The sequence below is a fragment of the Tamlana flava genome (genome assembly GCF_041287255.1).
GTDB classification, from domain to species: Bacteria; Bacteroidota; Bacteroidia; order Flavobacteriales; family Flavobacteriaceae; genus Tamlana; species Tamlana flava.
In genome coordinates this window covers 669,359-686,550 of sequence record NZ_JBGGTX010000003.1, presented here as the reverse complement: position 1 = coordinate 686,550, position 17,192 = coordinate 669,359, and the positions used below count along the sequence as shown (strand labels likewise).

Annotated in this window: 20 protein-coding genes and 1 pseudogene; 4 read left to right on the top strand and 17 right to left on the bottom strand. The window is 33.6% G+C overall.

The window, feature by feature from the left end; genetic code table 11:
* Positions 1 to 480: pseudogene (locus ACB104_RS12210) on the bottom strand (hypothetical protein); the annotation flags it as partial.
* A 358-nt stretch (positions 481 to 838) separates the two neighbouring features.
* On the opposite strand from ACB104_RS12210, the gene ACB104_RS12205 reads away from it, so the two are divergent.
* Positions 839 to 1,711 carry a helix-turn-helix domain-containing protein gene (locus tag ACB104_RS12205; protein WP_370479074.1) on the top strand — a complete coding sequence of 291 codons (873 nt, stop codon included), beginning with the start codon at positions 839 to 841 and terminating at the stop codon, positions 1,709 to 1,711.
* 6 nt (positions 1,712 to 1,717) lie between these two features.
* On the opposite strand, the gene ACB104_RS12200 is transcribed toward ACB104_RS12205, so the two are convergent.
* The 3 genes from ACB104_RS12200 to ACB104_RS12190 all read right to left on the bottom strand — a co-directional run bounded on the left by ACB104_RS12200 (position 1,718) and on the right by ACB104_RS12190 (position 2,963).
* Positions 1,718 to 2,107, bottom strand: a complete 390-nt coding sequence (locus ACB104_RS12200; protein WP_370479072.1) for a hypothetical protein — start codon at positions 2,105 to 2,107, stop codon at positions 1,718 to 1,720.
* 105 nt (positions 2,108 to 2,212) lie between these two features.
* Positions 2,213 to 2,569, bottom strand: a complete 357-nt coding sequence (locus ACB104_RS12195) for a rhodanese-like domain-containing protein (RefSeq protein ID WP_370479070.1) — start codon at positions 2,567 to 2,569, stop codon at positions 2,213 to 2,215.
* Positions 2,570 to 2,597: 28 nt separating this feature from the next.
* Complete coding sequence (locus ACB104_RS12190) at positions 2,598 to 2,963, bottom strand: DsrE family protein (protein ID WP_370479069.1); 366 nt, start codon at positions 2,961 to 2,963, stop codon at positions 2,598 to 2,600.
* A 242-nt stretch (positions 2,964 to 3,205) separates the two neighbouring features.
* On the opposite strand from ACB104_RS12190, the gene ACB104_RS12185 reads away from it, so the two are divergent.
* The 3 genes from ACB104_RS12185 to ACB104_RS12175 all read left to right on the top strand — a co-directional run bounded on the left by ACB104_RS12185 (position 3,206) and on the right by ACB104_RS12175 (position 6,713).
* Positions 3,206 to 4,222, top strand: coding sequence for a right-handed parallel beta-helix repeat-containing protein (locus ACB104_RS12185; RefSeq protein ID WP_370479067.1), 1,017 nt, complete (start codon positions 3,206 to 3,208; stop codon positions 4,220 to 4,222).
* Between the two features lie 2 nt (positions 4,223 to 4,224).
* Positions 4,225 to 5,640: a T9SS type A sorting domain-containing protein gene (locus ACB104_RS12180; protein WP_370479065.1), complete on the top strand. Its 1,416-nt coding sequence runs from the start codon at positions 4,225 to 4,227 to the stop codon at positions 5,638 to 5,640.
* Between the two features lie 215 nt (positions 5,641 to 5,855).
* A complete protein-coding gene (locus tag ACB104_RS12175; protein ID WP_370479063.1) occupies positions 5,856 to 6,713 on the top strand; it encodes a hypothetical protein in 858 nt (285 codons plus the stop codon).
* Between the two features lie 22 nt (positions 6,714 to 6,735).
* Here the strand turns inward: ACB104_RS12175 and ACB104_RS12170 are convergent, their stop codons facing one another.
* The 13 genes from ACB104_RS12170 to ACB104_RS12110 all read right to left on the bottom strand — a co-directional run bounded on the left by ACB104_RS12170 (position 6,736) and on the right by ACB104_RS12110 (position 17,058).
* Positions 6,736 to 7,440, bottom strand: a complete 705-nt coding sequence (locus ACB104_RS12170; RefSeq protein ID WP_370479061.1) for a LytR/AlgR family response regulator transcription factor — start codon at positions 7,438 to 7,440, stop codon at positions 6,736 to 6,738.
* Positions 7,430 to 8,482, bottom strand: coding sequence for a sensor histidine kinase (locus ACB104_RS12165; RefSeq protein WP_370479059.1), 1,053 nt, complete (start codon positions 8,480 to 8,482; stop codon positions 7,430 to 7,432). Before ACB104_RS12165 ends, ACB104_RS12170 begins: the two co-directional genes overlap by 11 nt.
* 14 nt (positions 8,483 to 8,496) lie before the next feature.
* Positions 8,497 to 9,225: a hypothetical protein gene (locus ACB104_RS12160; protein ID WP_370479058.1), complete on the bottom strand. Its 729-nt coding sequence runs from the start codon at positions 9,223 to 9,225 to the stop codon at positions 8,497 to 8,499.
* Between the two features lie 173 nt (positions 9,226 to 9,398).
* Positions 9,399 to 10,025: a hypothetical protein gene (locus ACB104_RS12155; protein ID WP_370479056.1), complete on the bottom strand. Its 627-nt coding sequence runs from the start codon at positions 10,023 to 10,025 to the stop codon at positions 9,399 to 9,401.
* A 29-nt stretch (positions 10,026 to 10,054) separates the two neighbouring features.
* On the bottom strand, positions 10,055 to 10,690 hold the full coding sequence (locus ACB104_RS12150) for a hypothetical protein (RefSeq protein ID WP_370479055.1): 636 nt from the start codon (positions 10,688 to 10,690) through the stop codon (positions 10,055 to 10,057).
* Between the two features lie 90 nt (positions 10,691 to 10,780).
* Positions 10,781 to 11,284 carry a porin family protein gene (locus ACB104_RS12145; RefSeq protein WP_370479053.1) on the bottom strand — a complete coding sequence of 168 codons (504 nt, stop codon included), beginning with the start codon at positions 11,282 to 11,284 and terminating at the stop codon, positions 10,781 to 10,783.
* A gap of 354 nt (positions 11,285 to 11,638) precedes the next feature.
* Entirely contained in the window at positions 11,639 to 12,334 is a 696-nt protein-coding gene (locus tag ACB104_RS12140) for a toxin-antitoxin system YwqK family antitoxin (RefSeq protein WP_370479051.1), read from the bottom strand.
* A 162-nt stretch (positions 12,335 to 12,496) separates the two neighbouring features.
* On the bottom strand, positions 12,497 to 13,318 hold the full coding sequence (locus tag ACB104_RS12135) for a hypothetical protein (RefSeq protein WP_370479049.1): 822 nt from the start codon (positions 13,316 to 13,318) through the stop codon (positions 12,497 to 12,499).
* On the bottom strand, positions 13,251 to 13,874 hold the full coding sequence (locus ACB104_RS12130) for a hypothetical protein (protein WP_370479047.1): 624 nt from the start codon (positions 13,872 to 13,874) through the stop codon (positions 13,251 to 13,253). The genes ACB104_RS12135 and ACB104_RS12130 overlap by 68 nt, the downstream gene beginning before the upstream one ends.
* 2 nt (positions 13,875 to 13,876) lie before the next feature.
* Positions 13,877 to 14,599 (bottom strand): hypothetical protein, encoded by a 723-nt coding sequence (locus ACB104_RS12125; RefSeq protein ID WP_370479045.1) that lies wholly within the window; start codon positions 14,597 to 14,599, stop codon positions 13,877 to 13,879.
* 17 nt (positions 14,600 to 14,616) lie between these two features.
* Entirely contained in the window at positions 14,617 to 15,330 is a 714-nt protein-coding gene (locus ACB104_RS12120; protein WP_370479043.1) for a hypothetical protein, read from the bottom strand.
* 77 nt (positions 15,331 to 15,407) lie between these two features.
* The gene (locus ACB104_RS12115) at positions 15,408 to 16,199 is read right to left on the bottom strand and encodes a hypothetical protein (RefSeq protein WP_370479041.1); all 792 of its coding nucleotides are present in this window, start codon (positions 16,197 to 16,199) and stop codon (positions 15,408 to 15,410) included.
* Between the two features lie 124 nt (positions 16,200 to 16,323).
* The gene (locus ACB104_RS12110) at positions 16,324 to 17,058 is read right to left on the bottom strand and encodes a hypothetical protein (RefSeq protein ID WP_370479039.1); all 735 of its coding nucleotides are present in this window, start codon (positions 17,056 to 17,058) and stop codon (positions 16,324 to 16,326) included.
* Between the last annotated feature and the right edge of the window lie 134 nt (positions 17,059 to 17,192).

Sequence of the window (17,192 nt, the reverse complement as noted above, 5' to 3'; positions counted from 1 at the left end):
ATAATCAGTTACTGTATTTTCTATACTCTTTATATATCCTTCTTCAATCGCAATTCCAATAAGCGCTGAAATAACGGATTTTGACATTGAAAAAGATATGTGTTTGTCATTTGCATGAAATCCATTATTGTAGTATTCATATTTTATTGAGTCATGTTGAATAATCAACAAGGCGTCTGTCAAAGTGTAATCAAGGTAAGATTTGGTATTAACAACGGAATCTTTAAACTTAAAAGAGACAGGTAAGCTAAACTTCATTTTAGAATAAGCGAATCGATAGGGATGAGTTGATTTTGGAACTACCCTCGTTGGAAATATATGTGTAGTATTCCTAAAGTTTTCTGAGATATTTTCAGGTTCAAAGAAAGTCATTACTTTGTATAAACGATAGGCTTCTTGTCTAAAGAATAATCCTATTATTAAACAAGCGATAACTATAAAGACTAGAAAACTTTTCAGTATTTTTTTTAAAACTTTCATGGCAATAATTGGATATGTTATGTCTATTTCTCTAGTTTCATAAAAGCATACTCCAATAAAAGTATTGTGGTGAATAAAATCATTATTCCTCCGTATATATCAGCTATCCATCTTAAAATGTCAGCTGTTTTGCTATGCTCCATTTTAATCAATTTTTAAATAGGTAGTTCTGGGAGAGAGGAGTAAATGGTCAGAGAATATGTGTCAGTATAAAAGTATAATTTTTTTATTAAAGTTAACTTACCAACTTTTTATTCTATATTAGAATGGGATGCTTTTTTTGTTTTAGAATGGGTTGAATTTTAATAGTTCAACTTAATTGGTTAATTTTATTACGCTGATTACGAACAATAAATTCATGTTTGATTCATACAAGCACTTTTTAGAAACTCCGGGATACCACAAAATTATTGGTGATGATTACTTAATTGTAGAGTTTAAATGCCCAATTAAGGAAGAACTTTTTGATGCTTGGTCCGAATGCCACAGCATTGTTTATGTGCTAAACGGTCAGAAAAAATGGATTACACCCTCAGCAGATTTCTTGGTCAAGGAAAACCAATCCATTTTTGTTAGGAAAGGAGCGTTTAAAAACCAGCAATATTTTGAAGAGAGCTTTTGTGTTTTGATGTTTTTTATGAAAGACGATTTTATCAAACGCTGTATGGAAAGCGATGTGGGTAAGGAAATTGACGTATTTCAAAAGGTAGACCATCCAGATTTTGTTTACCGTATTAAAACAAATGAAAGTTTATTGGATTTATATCATTCTTTCTTCTCTTATTTGAAGCAACCCAGTAAGACACCTCAAAAAATCATTGAATTAAAATTCAGGGAAATGCTTTTGAATATTTGTTTGGATTCTGGCAATAGGGAAATAAAAAATGTTCTTTATACACTGTCACTGCAATCTGGATATACCATTGAAAATATTATGGAAGAGCAATATTTCTATAATTTAAAAGTAGAAGAGTTTGCCAGGCTTTGTGGCAAAAGTTTGTCTACTTTTAAGCGTTATTTTAAGCAGGCTTATGGTACTAGTCCGGCTAAATGGCTTTTAACCAAAAGACTTAAACTTGCAAAACAGCTCATGATTTCAACAGATTTTACAATACAGCAAATATGTTATGATTGTGGTTTTGAAAGTGATTCCCACTTTAATAAAAGTTTTAAATCTGAGTATGGCATTACACCAAATAATTGGAGACAAAATAAAATACCAAGCGCATAATTTCTGTTAATCTTTAGTTTGGGAAACAATGCCTTTTTTTATTTTCCTCAACTCTTCTTTTTCTTGAAGTTTGTTCCATTCACTGCCTTTTAGGTGAACAAACAATGTATGTATAAGCATCGTTGTTCCACTATATAAAGCTCCCGAAAACAAATAGGTGAAAAAGCCATTTAAAAAATCCGGAAGAGTTGTGTTGGTAATTTTAATAGGTGTTCCATATACCATAGCCACGAATACACCAACCCAAAAGGGGAGGCATTGCATACAGCTGGTTAAATGTTTCCAAAAATTCGGGCTGTGTTTTTCGGCTAGGTCTCTTAAAGGTTCAAATATTTTGCCTAATGCGATAATAGCTGAAATTCCGTAAACAATTAATATTGAAACTAATAATGTCATAATTTTCTAATTTTACGAAGAAGATAACATGCAAGCTCTCAGAACCATTTATTTGACCCATTTTTAGAGCTTGCGTTATTATTCTTGTTATCATAATTTACATCTTTATGCAGTTTGAGCTGTTTTTAATTTGGCCCATGCGGAATGTCCGCCTTCAAGATTAAAAACATTTTTAACCCCATGCTCTTGTGCATGAATTGCCGCCATGTAAGACATGACACCACCTGTGCAACAGAAAAGGTAAGGGCCATCACTATGGAACAACGAGTTTGGATTTCTTTGTTCAATTTCCAATTTCAGTTCTTCCAAGGGGATATTGATTGCCGTTGGAATTTCACCTTGATTTTCTATGCCTTGCGGCGTTCTAACATCAATAATTGTAAATTCTTTTTTTGCAATAATTTCATCGAGCTGATTGACTGTGATCTGTTCGATAAGTTCTTTTGAAAATTTAGCTTTCATGATTTTAAATCTTTTAAGGTTATACAATTTAAATTGATATTGTTTCTGCACCTTCAAGAATAAGTTGATGCAAGGCAGCAGATCCTACCAATTCTATTTGGTCAATAAGGTCTTCAGGTACATATCCTCTAACAGCCGAACAAGGCGGGCAAACCATAATTCTGCAATTATTTTGCAATACGGTCTCAATCATATCCTTCATTGTAGGGTCCTTTGGGTTTAAATGGGCATGATTATAAGCTCCTTTTCTTACCCAATCCACTCCCGAACTGACCAAAAATATACTTACTTCCAATCCAGATTTTATGCCTCCATTGGCAATGCTCCAAGCTACCGATGCTCTTTCGTCATCCATACCTTTACTAATTAATACTACTAATTTCTTTGTACTCATGATAATTAAGTTTTATTTGTTATTGATGGTACAAAGTAAAGGCTATAATAAGGGAGGGGGTGTCCTGTAAAGTCCAACAAATTGTCTAAATGGCTCAAAGAAGATTTTGAGAGGATTTTGAGTCACTTTTATCTCATTACTTTTTTTGAATTCAACTATTCAAACCTGACTGATGGATATCATTTTGGGTCTTTTCAACATATGCTAAATTAAGGTCAACTATTATTAACACATAAATTATCATGAAAAGAGAATTTTTACTTTCAATCGTTTTGCTTTTTGTCGTTGTTGGTTATTCAACAGCGCAGAAGTCAGTTGCATTACACAGCAACGGAACCACAACTATTTTTGGTGGTGATACTCCTTTAACGGAGGCCTACGACGCAGCGGCTACCGGTGATACCTTGTATGTTTCAGGAGGTAATTTTGTATCTCCAACTACCATTGATAAAGGACTGGTTATTATCGGCGCGGGGTTTGATACGGATTCTACTGCAGTAACAGGAAAAACCTATATCTATGATTCCACAGTCAATTCCGGTAGAATTGAAATAGGAAGTAATGCCTCAAACTTATATATGGAAGGCATGCATTTTCAAGGAGGTTTATTTAAAACAGATGCTTCTATTACTGGTTTTACTTTAATTAGGTTAAAAATTAATGATTTAATTTTTTCCAATACCGGAGCAACACCAACAAATGCCTCTATAATTCAATGTGAAATTGCAGGCGATACTAATATTCAAGGGGTGTCTTATTCTGTTGTCTCTAACTGTATTTTGAGGGGTAGAATACAAAACTCCGATTCCAATGTCTTTAAGAATAATGTAATAACAGATCAAAATGGCTTTGGAACTTTACAGAATTGTGATTCAAATACATTTACGAATAATATTTTTAACTCAAATAGCCTCATTTCAGATGGTGCTTGTAGTTATAATAATTTTCAATATAACATTTTTGCTAATGCATCTCCTTCACTTGGAACAGGGAATACAGATTTAAACAATTATAAAGGGATTGACTTGGCAACTGTTTTTGTAGATAAGGCAGCGTCCGATTTTCATTTATTACCAGATGCGTCCTCAACATATTTGGGAGATGATGGCACCGAGGTGGGACTTTACGGAGGCTTATTGCCATTTAAAGAAGGAGCAGTACCTGTAAATCCTCATATTTCATATAAATCCATACAAACTACAACCGATAGTAATGGATTCTTAAATGTTTCTTTTAAAGTAGAAGCACAACAAAATTAGTTATGAAACGGTTACTAAAAATTGGGTTATTATTTTTTACAAACTACCTTTTTGTAGGCTTTTATGGTATAGCCCAAAACAGTATTACGAGTTATCAATATTGGTTTGATAATGACTACGGAGCAAATACCCATACATTGGTTTCTCCGACGGAAAACTTTGAGTTAAATTCCGCTATATCTCTCGAAACTATAACAGACGGACTTCATGTATTTCATATTCGTTTTAAAGATACGGATAATCGTTGGAGCATCACCTCTAGTGATTTTTTCTACTACAATGATTTAACATCCAATAATATTAATAGTTATCAATATTGGTTTGACAGTGCCTATGATTCGAACATCCATACATCGGTTTCTCCAACAGATAAATTGGGATTGAATACTCCAATTCCTCTTGAAACTTTAGCCAATGGCTTACATAGCTTTAATATTCGGTTTAGGGATGACCAAAATCGGTGGAGTATTCCCTCAATTGATTTTTTCTATTTCACCGAATTAACTACAAATAATATTGATAGCTATCAATATTGGTTTGATAATGATTATAGTAATCAAACTACCGAAATCGTTTCACCGAGTGGACAATTGCTGTTAAACACGTCGATTTCACTTTCAACTATATCAGATGGACTGCATCTTTTTAGCATTCGTTTTAAAGATGATAAAGGTATTTGGAGCGTTCCGCAGAATCAATATTTTTATTATCATGAGTTAACCGATAGCAACATTTTGGCCTATCAATATTGGTTTGATAATGATATTGATACCAATACGTTGGTCTCAACTACACCAATACAGCATATGCACTTAACCGAAATGATTCCTATTGAGGATATCGAAGAAGGCTTGCATATTTTTAGCATTAGGTTTAAGGATGATAAAGGCAGTTGGAGTGTGCCGGTGAATCAATATTTTTATAAATCCAACCATGTAGTCGATAATGGAATTACCGGATACCGCTATTGGTTAAATGATGATTTTAATAGTGCGATTTATGTTTCCGTAGATAATCCAACCAAATTGTTGAATTTAAGTGAGGATATTGATTTTCCCGGTCTTGCACTTGGAGATTACACCATTCATTTTCAGTTTAAAGATTCGTCAAATCAATGGAGTGTGGTCACATCAGATGAATTTGCGTTAACAAGTCTTAGCGTTATGGATAACACGTTTGAAAAATTTATCACGGCTTATCCAAATCCCACAAAAAGTGAGGTCAATTTTGATTTGGGTGAAAGTTACGGTTTAATTGAGGTAAAGATATTCGACAATTTGGGCAGACTGGTTCAACAAGAATCGTTTAGAAAATCGCAAAAATTTAAATTGAACATAAACAACGACGCCGATGGAATTTATATTGTCATCATTAAAGCCGATGATAAAAAAGCAACTTTTAAGTTTATAAAATATTAAAAGGTAAATATATATTCCTTTTACAGAAAACGGTTATTAGTTGGAAATTTATTTCGTAATGCGAAATGGCAAAAAGCCCTAGGAGATTAGGGCTTTTTTAGCAACTAATAGTAGTTTGATTCCTTTTATGTCCGAATAATTATTCCATGGATTATTTAGGACAGAATATTATTGCTATCTTAATAATTTTGTATCAGAACTTAAAAGCCGTTATCATGAATCGCAATATAATCTTCAATCCTACAAAATCGTTAATGCTCTGCATTGTATTTATGTTTTTGACGGCTCAAATTGGTTTTGCCCAATCCAAGCTTGGTAGGGCGGAAGATAGCTTAAACGAAAAGAGGGATCGTGGAGGCACATCCTCTGAACATAACAGCAGTAGTTTTGATGATGACGACAATCCTTTTGTTGCAGCTATTGCCTATTATGTCGCGGAAGCGGTTTTGGCAGTCAGTTATTACACACTTATTGAATCTCCTTCTGAATTTGAAAGTAATTCTAGTTTGGCTGGGCTTACAAAATACCCCTATTACAGCGCGAATAAAGGCAATTATACTTATGACTTGGAAACCGAAGAAACAAGTTTTTTTAGGGCAGGTATTTCAAGTCGCTACATCTCCGAAAATAATAATTTAAAGGGGATGCATTTAAATTTGGATATGCGCTTTCTTAAACGTTTGGGTGTAGAAGTAGACTATATGCAACTATGGGAAGACAATCCCAATTTTGGAAAAGATAACTTGGCCATTTTTAGTTTACTGGCACAATACCATCGTGTGCGCACACAAAAATTTGATGTAAAATGGGGTGTTGGAACATCCTATGTTGCAGGTAATGTCAATCAGTTTGGATTTGCTTATGGATTGGGTTCTGAATTGTTTTTTTCCAAACCCTTGAGTTTGGAGATTAATTTTAACCAAACTTTCATTAACACTGAGACCATCAATAAATTTAACGGATTGCTAAATTACCATGTGGATAGGTACAAATTCACGGGTGGCTATGAGCACTTAAGAATCGGCAATCAAAACTTTTCTATGGTTTCGGTTGGGGTTGGGGTGTTCTTTTAAGAGTAATTTTAGGATGTCCATTTCATTTGGTATTGGTATTATTTATAAAATTTAAAAATTCCGTTTTATAAGTTTGCCCAATGGGGATTTTATGATGTTTTATAGTGATTTGGTTGCCACTGATGCTGTTCAATTGTTTAAAATTGATGGCAAACGATTTGTGCGTCCTAATGAATAAATGCTCAGGTAAGGATTCAAGGAGAGAGGTAAACGTGGCATTGGTAAGAATGAATTCATTTGCTAAATGCACTTTAACATAATCGCCATAGGCTTCTATGTATAAAATGTTCTCGAAATTTATTTTGTGAAGGGTCTTATTGGACTTAATAAAGATAAATTGGTCAATACCTGTTTGGTTGCCATTATTGTATTTTTTTTCAAATACTTTATTAGCGGCCATAAAAAACCGCTCAAAAGAAAAGGGCTTTAACAGATAATCTATGGCATTAACCTCAAAACCATCAACGGCATATTGAGGGTAGGCTGTAGTAAAAATGACCTCTGGTGGGTTTTGCAGGGATTTGTAAAAGGTGAGCCCTGATATTTTTGGCATATTGACATCAAGAAAAAGTAAATCGATGCTTTGGTCTTGCTTTAATACCTGCAGTGCATCAATGGCGTTGTTGCAAACCTTAACGAGCTCCAAAAAATCAACATCGCCCACAAATTTTTTAAGGACCACTTGTGAGGAAGGCTCATCGTCTATGATCAAGCAATTAATTTTCATGATGTACTAATTTTAAGGTGACCCTGAACGTGTCATCGGTTTTATCAATTTCAAATTGATGCTCTTTTGGATACACAATGCCCAAGTTTTTCTTAATATTCTCTATGCCTACACCAGAATGGTTGATGTTTTCCAAATGGATTTCGGAATAGTTGTTCTCAATACTAAAGATAAAGTTTTTATTCTTTAGGGTTAAATCGATATGGATGTAAGGGTTTTCAATATCGCTCTTTAGCCCATATTTAAAACTGTTTTCCAATAAGGGCAGCATAAGCATGGGGTAAATTTGATATTGCTCGTCGTCAATGGAGCAATGGAATTTTATATTGTCGGTATTTTGGTGACGGAACTGATGGAATTCTATATAGTTTTTCAACAATGTGACTTCCTCTTTTAATGCCACACGTTCGGTGCCAGAATCGTAAATAACATAGCGTAAAATATCCGATAGTTGCACAATGGCATGCTGGGTTTCAGCTTTGTTTTCAATAGCTAATGAATATATCACGTTTAGAGAGTTAAACAAAAAATGCGGGTTGATTTGCGAGCGCAATAAGGCCAATTGGGTTTCAATCTGTTGGTTCCTGAGCTTTAACAATCTGTTTTCATTTTGGTTGTAATATATCCAATCCACCGATAGCTTGATTAAAGTGGTGCCCACCAAAAAGATGCTGAAAAGCGTAATGAGCTTGGTGCCAGAATGGTAGGAAATAAAATAATAATCAGGAAACAGGTAATCAATAAGATAGGTAAAAAACCAAATATTTAACTGGGTAAATAACAGGAGGTTGGCAATAAAAAGGAGACAGTACACCAAATACTTTTCCTGTTTTAAAAATTGGGGTATCAATACATAGAGATTGATAAGTACGGGCACAATAATGGTGGCCAAAAAACAGCCCGTATAGATATAATCAATTTGTTGGGGCACACCCTCTCCAGAAAAGGAATACAAAAGAATAGCAAAGGAGATGGCCCATAAAACCAAATTAAAAAGAATGGGCTTATGGTTGTCTATTTTTGATGTGTTAATGGGTGGCATGGCTATTTAATTTTTTAATTTAAATCAATTCCTTTCAATTTCTCTTCACCACTAATCAGTTTTTTAATGTATTGAAATGATTTTTCACTGCTTTCAGTTCTCTCTAAATTATAGGCTACATCGGTTTTCCATTTATCTGTTTCGTTGGAAACCATATATTTGGCTATAAATTTCTGCAATTCTTCAGGAGAAGCCGTTAGCAGATAATTTGAATCGTATTTTTCGTGCTTGATGTTGATTTTATGGTTTTCGAACAAACTTTTCATTTTGTCAGATGAAAACCACTTGATGGAGACCCTATTATCATCTAAAATATCAAACTTTACCAGAGAATGTGTAGTGACTTTATGATAACTGTAAAGATCAATACAAGTACAACTTGAAGTAAAAGTAGTAAAGTCTAAAAAAAGTTGATTTTTTATTTTAAAGGGCATGGCAAAAAAAATGCCTATTTCATCTTTTTCTTTAAATATAACGTAATAGCCTTCCTTTATTTTATTATAGTCTTCTATTTGTTTAGAAGAAGGCGGTACGGTGTCGTGTTTTCTTTCTTCTTGGTAACAATCTTTTACCGAAGTAATAATCCATTCATTATTGGGGTCCTTGTCGTCCTTCCATGTTCCTAAAAATCGTTTATCAAATGACAGGGTATCTTTGGTGTAAAATGGGTGTAAAGACTTTATGATACAGGAATGGAGGATAAGCATCGCGATAGCGAAAATAAAGAGGTGACGTGTTTTCATGATTTCCAGATTTTAAAATTCTGAATCGAAAATAAATTAATGGTTTTCATCTTTATAATTATTTCGTCAAACATGGCGGTTCGGAGGGCAAACACTTATTGGCAATCGTGGCAAGCTCAGAACAATTTTAGGTAAAATATCATTATCAATGCCTTTTGGCCATTGTTTTTTATCTAATGAATGCGCTGATATATTTTTTTATATTTTGACTTGGAGGCAAAATTAATTACCGGTGCTATAAACCCTGCGTAAAACACACCTCCAGATGTAAATTCAGATGTTTCAAAAAGCAAATAATTATCCTCATTTAGTGCTAAACGGCTTCTTTTTTTATTAAATCCTCCCAATACATAGGGGATGCCAATTATTTTAAAGTTTCTATGTTTTATATAAACAAAACCGTCTTCCTTTAATGTATATCGAATGTTTTTTTTTCTGACTATAAGGTCGTCTTCAAGATATTCAATTTCAATGCGTTTGGGACTTGAAATTTTTAAGGAAAACGTATAATTTTTTTTGGAATTTATCTTTAAAGGTTTTACTAACAAACCATTATGGACTTCATGAAAAAAGGTAGGATATTGGTTTGATTCGTCATTGTCAAGGCCCATATCAATAATGCCATCGGAGTCTTCAGGGAAACAATTTTTCATGGCATAAGTTCCTTCCAATAAGTTAATATTGTTGGCGTTGATATGAGAAGTTTCAGGGAACTGTTTTTTAGGAAAACAGGCACAGCTCATTACCAAATTTAAAAGGATGGTGCAACTTAATAAGATTTTGTAATTGCCTTTATTCATTTTTTTAATTATTTGCTAGATCAGCAATGCTATTCTATACGTTCAAATACTTTTTCATATTTCATTTTGGCGATAGGATAGACCTTGAGAAAGAACAGGCCTCCGCTACTAAATTCGGAAGTTTCAAAAAGTAAATTATTCTCTTTATTGAGCGTTATTCGGCTTCTTTTTTTATTGAAGTCTCCGAGTAGATATGGAATACCACGCATTTTGAAGTTATTATTTTTTAAATAGAGATACCCATCATCTTTTAACCGATACCCAATCCGTTTTTGTTTGACAATGCTATCTTCTTTTATGAATTTTAATTTGATTATTTTTTCGTTTAATATTTCTAAACCCATGCCATACATTTTCCCTTCTTCGATATCAATTTCTTTTTGAATAATGCGGCTATCCAGTTCTTTAAACAAGGTTGAATACGAGGTTAAATTTCTTTCTGAATACCACATGGAAGTAGAGTCTACCGTTTGACTTGCGTATATGGGCTTAATACCATAGGTTCCATTTAGCGCATTAATGTTGCCTTTGTTGAGGTACTGAGTGGTCTCTTGTTTTTTTGGAAAACAAGCGCACCCAAAGCATAGATTTACTATGATTAGGCCAGTAATCAATTTAATAGAAGTAAGGCCCTTCATGGATATAAAAAAAGTTATTGCTTTCATGATTATAACAATTGATCATATATTCCAGAGGGGCCTTTTACAATTAACACTTGAAATACTGTGCGTTATTTTTATAATACCTGTTGGGTATTAAAACAGGTAACCAACACCAATAAATAATCCATGTAATTTAAGAGCGATATCATAAATATTATCATCAACTAAATTAGATAGCCCGAGCGAATACCTGGCTTCTACCAAAAACTTTTCGGTAATGTCATAGGATAGTCCAAAGTCAATACCAAAATTAAAGGATCTTCCTTCGTCCTCGGTATCCAATAAAAAGCCAAAACTTGGTCCGGCTAAAGCATTAAATTTATCTGATATGCCCACTTCCGCCAATACTGGAATTTGGATTTGTTCTAGGTCTTTTATGTTAATGTAATTAGCTTCAGACCTAATTTTAAAATTCTCTATGATTTTTAGTTTTGCAAAAAGCCCAACATAAAAACCAGTTTCGTTGTCGCTTACGCTTAATCCCTCGACTTCTGCCTCGGCAGTTGCAAAATCAGCACCGGCCCTTAAACCAAAATTTTGAGCATTTGCAGTAATGATACAGGTTAGAATGACTGTGGTAAGAATAATTTTTTTCATGGTTAATTAATTTTAAGTTAGTGGTTTAAATGATTATTTATTAAAGTGAATTTATGATTAATGTACATACGAAATATTTAATTTCGACAAACAAGGCCGTTGGGGGGTCAAACACTTAAAGGGTTGTGCCTGTAATGAACATGCGCTATTCTTTAATAATCATTTTTGTAGCCGAGGACTAGAGAGAGGATAGGACATTATTAATATCCAGTATAAGGTTTTCAATAATATTTTTGGTAGCAAAAGAAAGTGATTCTACCATAATGTGTTTTAAATCTATATCTGTATTTCGGACATTTGGAGCTTGATATATTTTAGATAAAAAGGTTGGTGGTGTTTTAGGTCATATTCTTTTTAATCATGCTCAATCCATTTACCGTCTTTCCAACGCCTTTTCCTCAGGAGTTCACCGTTTTCATTGAAGTCCATCCATTCACCTATCGTGTTGCCGTTTTTATAGTTGCCTTTAGTTTTTAATTGTCCATTGTTGTAGTATTCCTCCCATGCACCCTCCAGTTTGCCGTGTTTGTAGCTCCCTTTAATTTTTGGTAGGCCATTGGTGTAATATTCCACAAAGGAACCATCTGCTTTTTTCTTGTCCGCATTATATTGCGCATTCATGTCATTCCTTTCCATCATATCATGATATGCTCTCGAAGTATTTTCCTTTTGCTTTGAAAGATAATCTTCAGTTCTATTAATACTAAATGGATCTTCATTAGGGTAGTGGATATTATTGCCTAAAGCATGGGCTGGGATTGATAATAATAACCCCAAGCCTAATTCTTCGGGCATTTGGATATTATCCTTAAAGGGTATCCATCCTATATTATCTGGCTTGCCTTTTGATACAAGCAAGTATTTTTTTGCTATGTTTTTCTTATTGAATTTTATGACTTTTCCTGACACTAATGCCGTATCGGCATTGCGATAAATGAGGCCATTAATTTCAACGATTTCTTTAAAATTTATTTCGCCATGGTATTCCTTCCAATTTTTTTGGGCATTGCAAAGAAGAGGTAGTAATATGATTAAGAATAAACGATTCATGCTATTTTTTAAAATCATAAATTGTCTATCTAAAAGTAATTAAAAGGAATATAGGAAATGTTGAATTTCGTCAAACAAGGCGGTTGGGGGGACAAACACTTAAAGGGTAGTGCCTGTAATGAACATGCGCTATTATTTAATAATCATTTTTGTAGCTGAAGACTAGAGAGAGGTTAGGGTATTATTAATATCCAGTATAATGTTTTCAATAATATTTTTGGTGGCAAAAGAAAGTGATTCTACCATATTGTGTTTTAAATCTATATCTGTATTTCGGGCATTTGGCGCTTGATATGTTTTAGATAAAAAGGGTTGGTGGTGTATTAGGTTATATTCCTTTTCAAAAATTGTCACGCCGTTTTGCAGCAGTTCTGCATTAACAATCAACTCGGTATTTGAGGGTTTGCCTGTGTGCCCATCACCTGAACTAGCAGTATATCCACCCACCATAAAACCAAATGTTGACGTTAATTTTGATTTGGTTTCACATTTGTCTATCATCAACTTTAAGATATATGTATCGTGCTCTGATTGTTTTTCTTTTAGGGTAAAACAGCCTGTTCTTTGGCTCTCTGTAATGATTGATTCTGAAAAGAATTGATGATAATTGGGGAATGCCATATCTTGCCCCATAACCACTTCATAGTTTTGCCAAAAAAGGTTAAAGGCCACTAAAGGAATCGCCCCCCAACCCTTTTTGTTAAAAGGCGTATAATTGTTTAGTGGAATGCTGTCGAACAACTCAAAATAAACCACTTTATCTCGATTGCAGTCAATTGGATTCGAATCGTACAAGTATCTTAAAGATTCGGGATTTAAGGTAAACGATGCCTTAACTTCTTTACTGCTAAAACAGGATGCGGCCACCAAACCTAAAGATATGGTTAGCAATAGTCTAATAACAACATTGATGAAATTAGAAATTCCTGTTGATATAGCGCAATCTTCTCGCCCTCGATTTAATAATTGTTTTTGCCAGTTCATCATGTATATGTTTATCTATCAAATCTTGATAGAGTGCCAATTGCTGATTATAGTTTAAATTACCTTGGTACAAAGCCAATTCAAATTGAAGGTCGGCATAAATAAGTTCCTCGCTAAACCTTATAGATTCTTTGCAAAGATTGGAATACAAGTTATTGGCATTTTGAAATTCGTGTTTTGCTACATTATAATACATCAATGCCAATTTATAGTCACAACTTGTGGTGTCCTTTTGTTCTTCCAAGTAGTTTTTGAGCTTTTTTCTTTGTGTTTTATTGAGCATTAAAAAGGCATTGTAAAGTAGATGCGACTGATTAATGGAGCTATTGGAAATGGGGATATACTTAGTGGAATTTTTTATGCTTTTTTCAATAAATGTGGAATCTTGCAATAATTTGTAATCCAGTTCAAACTCATAATGCTGGCCGCCACTAATATCGTAGGCATTTGGGCCACAAGAGGTTATAAGGAGTGCAAGGCATAATATGTATATACCAGATTTTATTTTGGTATATAAAAATGCCGTGTAATTAATATCTGGACTTAATCTTTCCAAGCTTATCGTCTTTTCAATTGAAATTTGAGTTTCTGATTATCGCTAGAATCCCATCTATCTCCACCTTTAACATTCATATACTTTTCAATAAATTCTACCAATTCTTCAGGTGGGGCGGTTAACAGTGTTTTTCCATTCGTACCTGTGCTTTCGTGTTTTATTTTAATTTTATGTGTAGCTAAAAGCGCATTTATTTTTTCCTCAGTAAGCCATGTAATGGTTATTTGGTTTTTTGAGTCCATATCCAATTTGGCCAAGGAGTGGGTATTTATCTTAGGACTTGTAGAAAATGGGAAGCCAGCAAGTCCTTCATCCCAACCTATATGATGTGGATTAAAATCAAGAAATAATTGACCATTTATTTTAAAGGGTACAACCTTAAGATGGACGTCCTCCATTCTGAAGGTTTTCTTTGATACTGAATTATACAACTTAGAGCCATCATAATTTTCATATTGTATCATATAGGATTGCTTATCTCTATGCCAGGCATCAAACTGCTTTTCATTCAGTTTTGTAGTATCTCTATTAGTTTTATTTTTTCGAAAGTCTGTAAAGCGCATGACGTTCCAAACTCCATTATCTGAATCAATCCACTGGCCAATCAATTGTTTTTCAAATTGTATGACATCATCGGTATAAAAAGGGTGCAGGGAGGTTATAAAGCAGGAGTTTAACAATAACCCCAGCATTAGGAGCAGCAGCAATGATTTAAAAGTTTTCATGATTATTTATAGTATGGTCAATTTCTTTTTAAGTTATGTGTAAATTCAATTCCTGCATTTTCAGAATTCCAATACCATTGGTCTTTATCTTTGGAATTCATGTATTTTTTGAGAAATTTCACTAATTCTTCTGATGAGGCAGTTAAAACTTTACTTGTAATAAAACCTCCAGCGGTTTCATATTTTATTTTTATTTTATCGGAAGCTAAAAGTTTATTGAACTTTTCATCCCCAAGCCATGTAATGCTGATGTTGTTATTGGAAAGGATATCTACCTTGGCCAAGGCATGGACATCAATTTTATGATTGTTATAAAGATTTATGGCAGGTACTTTACTGGTTGAACTTTGTTGGTGGGGTGTAATATCTAGAAATAACTGGTCATCAATTTTAAAGGGTACTGCCAAATGATAAAGGGTATCTCTGCTGTCGGGATCTTCTTTATATTGCACTGCATAAAACAAGTGGGCATTGTGCCACAGTTCTAACTCATTTTTATTCAAATTTTGACTGTTTATTTTTTTACCTGATTTTTTGGCTTCACTCAAAAGAAAGTCTTTATAGCCCAAAATCTTCCAGCTCCCATTAGAAGTATCAGCCCATTTTCCAATGAGTTGTTCTTCAAAATGAATTAAATCTTTGGTGTAATAGGGATGTAGGGATAACAGAAGACACGAGCTCAACATAAGAGAGAGCACTATTAATAAAGAAAATGATTTAATCGTTTTCATGATACTTATAAGTGTTTTGTAATATTTTAAAATTGTCTTTCCCTAAGGAACTTTTTTATTTATTAACACGGTTTGGTTTAATTCAAGTCCACAATGGGTATTCTTATACCATTTGATGGTGTATTGCCAGCAATTATATTTTTAATAAATTCAAATGTGTCTTCACGATTTTTTATCCTATTTAATTTGCTATCATCTATATCATAGTCCTCCTTAAATTCTTTAGAACGGATAAACTTTTCAATGAATCTTTGCAATTCCACTGAAGAAGCAGTTAAGAGGTATAAATTATCCTTAGTTCCGTCTGATTGTTCAATTTTGTGGTATTTGATTTTAATTTTATTGTTTTCAATAAGCTTTCTTAACTCAAATTTGTCGAACAAATGCATCTTTACTGTATCATTATTTAATACATCTAATTTCAAGAGGGAATGTGTTTTAATATTAAAACTTTTAAAATCTTCTTTCATTTCACATCCATTTCCGGAACCATCGCTGCAATAATTATTTATTGGAAAAACATCAAGGAATAGGTCATTTTTGATTTTAAAAGGAGTCATTAAATAAATCGCTATTTCATCCTTAACTTTTATAATAAGAAAGTAAGCTTCTATTTCAGTGGTTATTCGTTCTCTGCATAAAGGTCCCTTACAATTTCTCATATCTAGGGCATTTTGAACATGATAAACATCTTCTACTGAAACAACTATCCATTTATTGGGCTTGCCATCGAAACCCTCCCAGGTCCCTAAAAATCGTTCCTCAAAATAAATGGTGTCTTTGGTGTAAAAGGGGTATAATGACCTTATAATACAAGAGCTAACTGTAAACACCACAATAATACTTAATAGGATAGAACGTGTTTTCATAACGCTTCAACTTGTTTGACTTCAATTTAAGAATTTTAACAGTGCCGATTCAAGGTTTTTCGGCAAACAAGGTGGTTTGGTAGACAAACACTTTATTTGTTTTAAATTTTACTCTAAAGTTATATCAGTCTAAGAGTATGCCAATTCCAAGAAAGATATTTAAAGTATACATTTTAAATTTGTCTCGCTCAATTTCATAATTTGAATCGGGCTCCAATGTTATTTTTCCTATTTGTCCAACTGCTCCAGGCCCTGTAGCGGAGAAACCTCCAGTGGCATACCATGGTGAATTAGTGAACCTGAGGTTAATATTTAAATCAAAACCCCAATTGAACTGCGTTGAGGGATTGAAATCCTCAATCCCAAAATTGGACTTTGTTTCTGCATTCATGTCATACGAAACTGGAATGGCAGAACTGATAAAAAAACCATAATACAAACCAAATGGTGTATAGTTGGTGCTTTTCCAAGGGAATAAAGCAGAAACTTTAAATGTAAGCATATCTACGAGCAAAAAACGCGGCCCATCAAATGAAGAGGCTAATGATTCGCTCAATGCAATATCTTTAGTAGCATAATTTATAGTGGTTTGTAACTTTAATCTATTTTTATAATAACCCACTACTACTTCAATCCCTTTATTTGATTTATATCCAGGAGCGTAACGTTTCTTGTAAAGTGAGGTTGTGTCGTTTATAGCCCTTAAACTGGAAGCGTCTTCAAAACGGCCAAAGCTTTCTTGAAAAGGCAAATGCAATTCAAAAAAATATCCTGGCTTTCCATCGTTCTGGGCAAAAGTTGAGCTCACCATTAATCCAAGAATGATTGCTGTATGAATTAGATGCCGCTCAATTTTCATCTGTCAAGAATTTTCAAATTAAGTGCATTAAGGATTAATCTGAAAACACTGCATTTCAAACAATTTAATGAGATTAAATGTCTCAGTGCAATGTTTTTCGTCAAACAAGGTGTTTTAGTAGTCAAACACTTAAG

Bases quoted from the DNA above. Each gene is read 5' to 3' on its own strand.
- ACB104_RS12165 (WP_370479059.1), bottom strand. From the start codon at position 8,482: ATGCCACCCATTAACACATCAAAAATAGACAACCATAAGCCCATTCTT.
- ACB104_RS12150 (WP_370479055.1), bottom strand. From the start codon at position 10,690: ATGAAAGCAATAACTTTTTTTATATCCATGAAGGGCCTTACTTCTATT.
- ACB104_RS12200 (WP_370479072.1), bottom strand. From the start codon at position 2,107: ATGACATTATTAGTTTCAATATTAATTGTTTACGGAATTTCAGCTATT.
- ACB104_RS12180 (WP_370479065.1), top strand. From the start codon at position 4,225: ATGAAACGGTTACTAAAAATTGGGTTATTATTTTTTACAAACTACCTT.
- ACB104_RS12190 (WP_370479069.1), bottom strand. From the start codon at position 2,963: ATGAGTACAAAGAAATTAGTAGTATTAATTAGTAAAGGTATGGATGAC.
- ACB104_RS12185 (WP_370479067.1), top strand. From the start codon at position 3,206: ATGAAAAGAGAATTTTTACTTTCAATCGTTTTGCTTTTTGTCGTTGTT.
- ACB104_RS12125 (WP_370479045.1), bottom strand. From the start codon at position 14,599: ATGAAAACTTTTAAATCATTGCTGCTGCTCCTAATGCTGGGGTTATTG.
- ACB104_RS12160 (WP_370479058.1), bottom strand. From the start codon at position 9,225: ATGAAAACACGTCACCTCTTTATTTTCGCTATCGCGATGCTTATCCTC.
- ACB104_RS12205 (WP_370479074.1), top strand. From the start codon at position 839: ATGTTTGATTCATACAAGCACTTTTTAGAAACTCCGGGATACCACAAA.
- ACB104_RS12155 (WP_370479056.1), bottom strand. From the start codon at position 10,025: ATGAATAAAGGCAATTACAAAATCTTATTAAGTTGCACCATCCTTTTA.
- ACB104_RS12120 (WP_370479043.1), bottom strand. From the start codon at position 15,330: ATGAAAACGATTAAATCATTTTCTTTATTAATAGTGCTCTCTCTTATG.
- ACB104_RS12135 (WP_370479049.1), bottom strand. From the start codon at position 13,318: ATGAACTGGCAAAAACAATTATTAAATCGAGGGCGAGAAGATTGCGCT.
- ACB104_RS12170 (WP_370479061.1), bottom strand. From the start codon at position 7,440: ATGAAAATTAATTGCTTGATCATAGACGATGAGCCTTCCTCACAAGTG.
- ACB104_RS12140 (WP_370479051.1), bottom strand. From the start codon at position 12,334: ATGAATCGTTTATTCTTAATCATATTACTACCTCTTCTTTGCAATGCC.
- ACB104_RS12115 (WP_370479041.1), bottom strand. From the start codon at position 16,199: ATGAAAACACGTTCTATCCTATTAAGTATTATTGTGGTGTTTACAGTT.
- ACB104_RS12145 (WP_370479053.1), bottom strand. From the start codon at position 11,284: ATGAAAAAAATTATTCTTACCACAGTCATTCTAACCTGTATCATTACT.
- ACB104_RS12195 (WP_370479070.1), bottom strand. From the start codon at position 2,569: ATGAAAGCTAAATTTTCAAAAGAACTTATCGAACAGATCACAGTCAAT.
- ACB104_RS12175 (WP_370479063.1), top strand. From the start codon at position 5,856: ATGAATCGCAATATAATCTTCAATCCTACAAAATCGTTAATGCTCTGC.
- ACB104_RS12110 (WP_370479039.1), bottom strand. From the start codon at position 17,058: ATGAAAATTGAGCGGCATCTAATTCATACAGCAATCATTCTTGGATTA.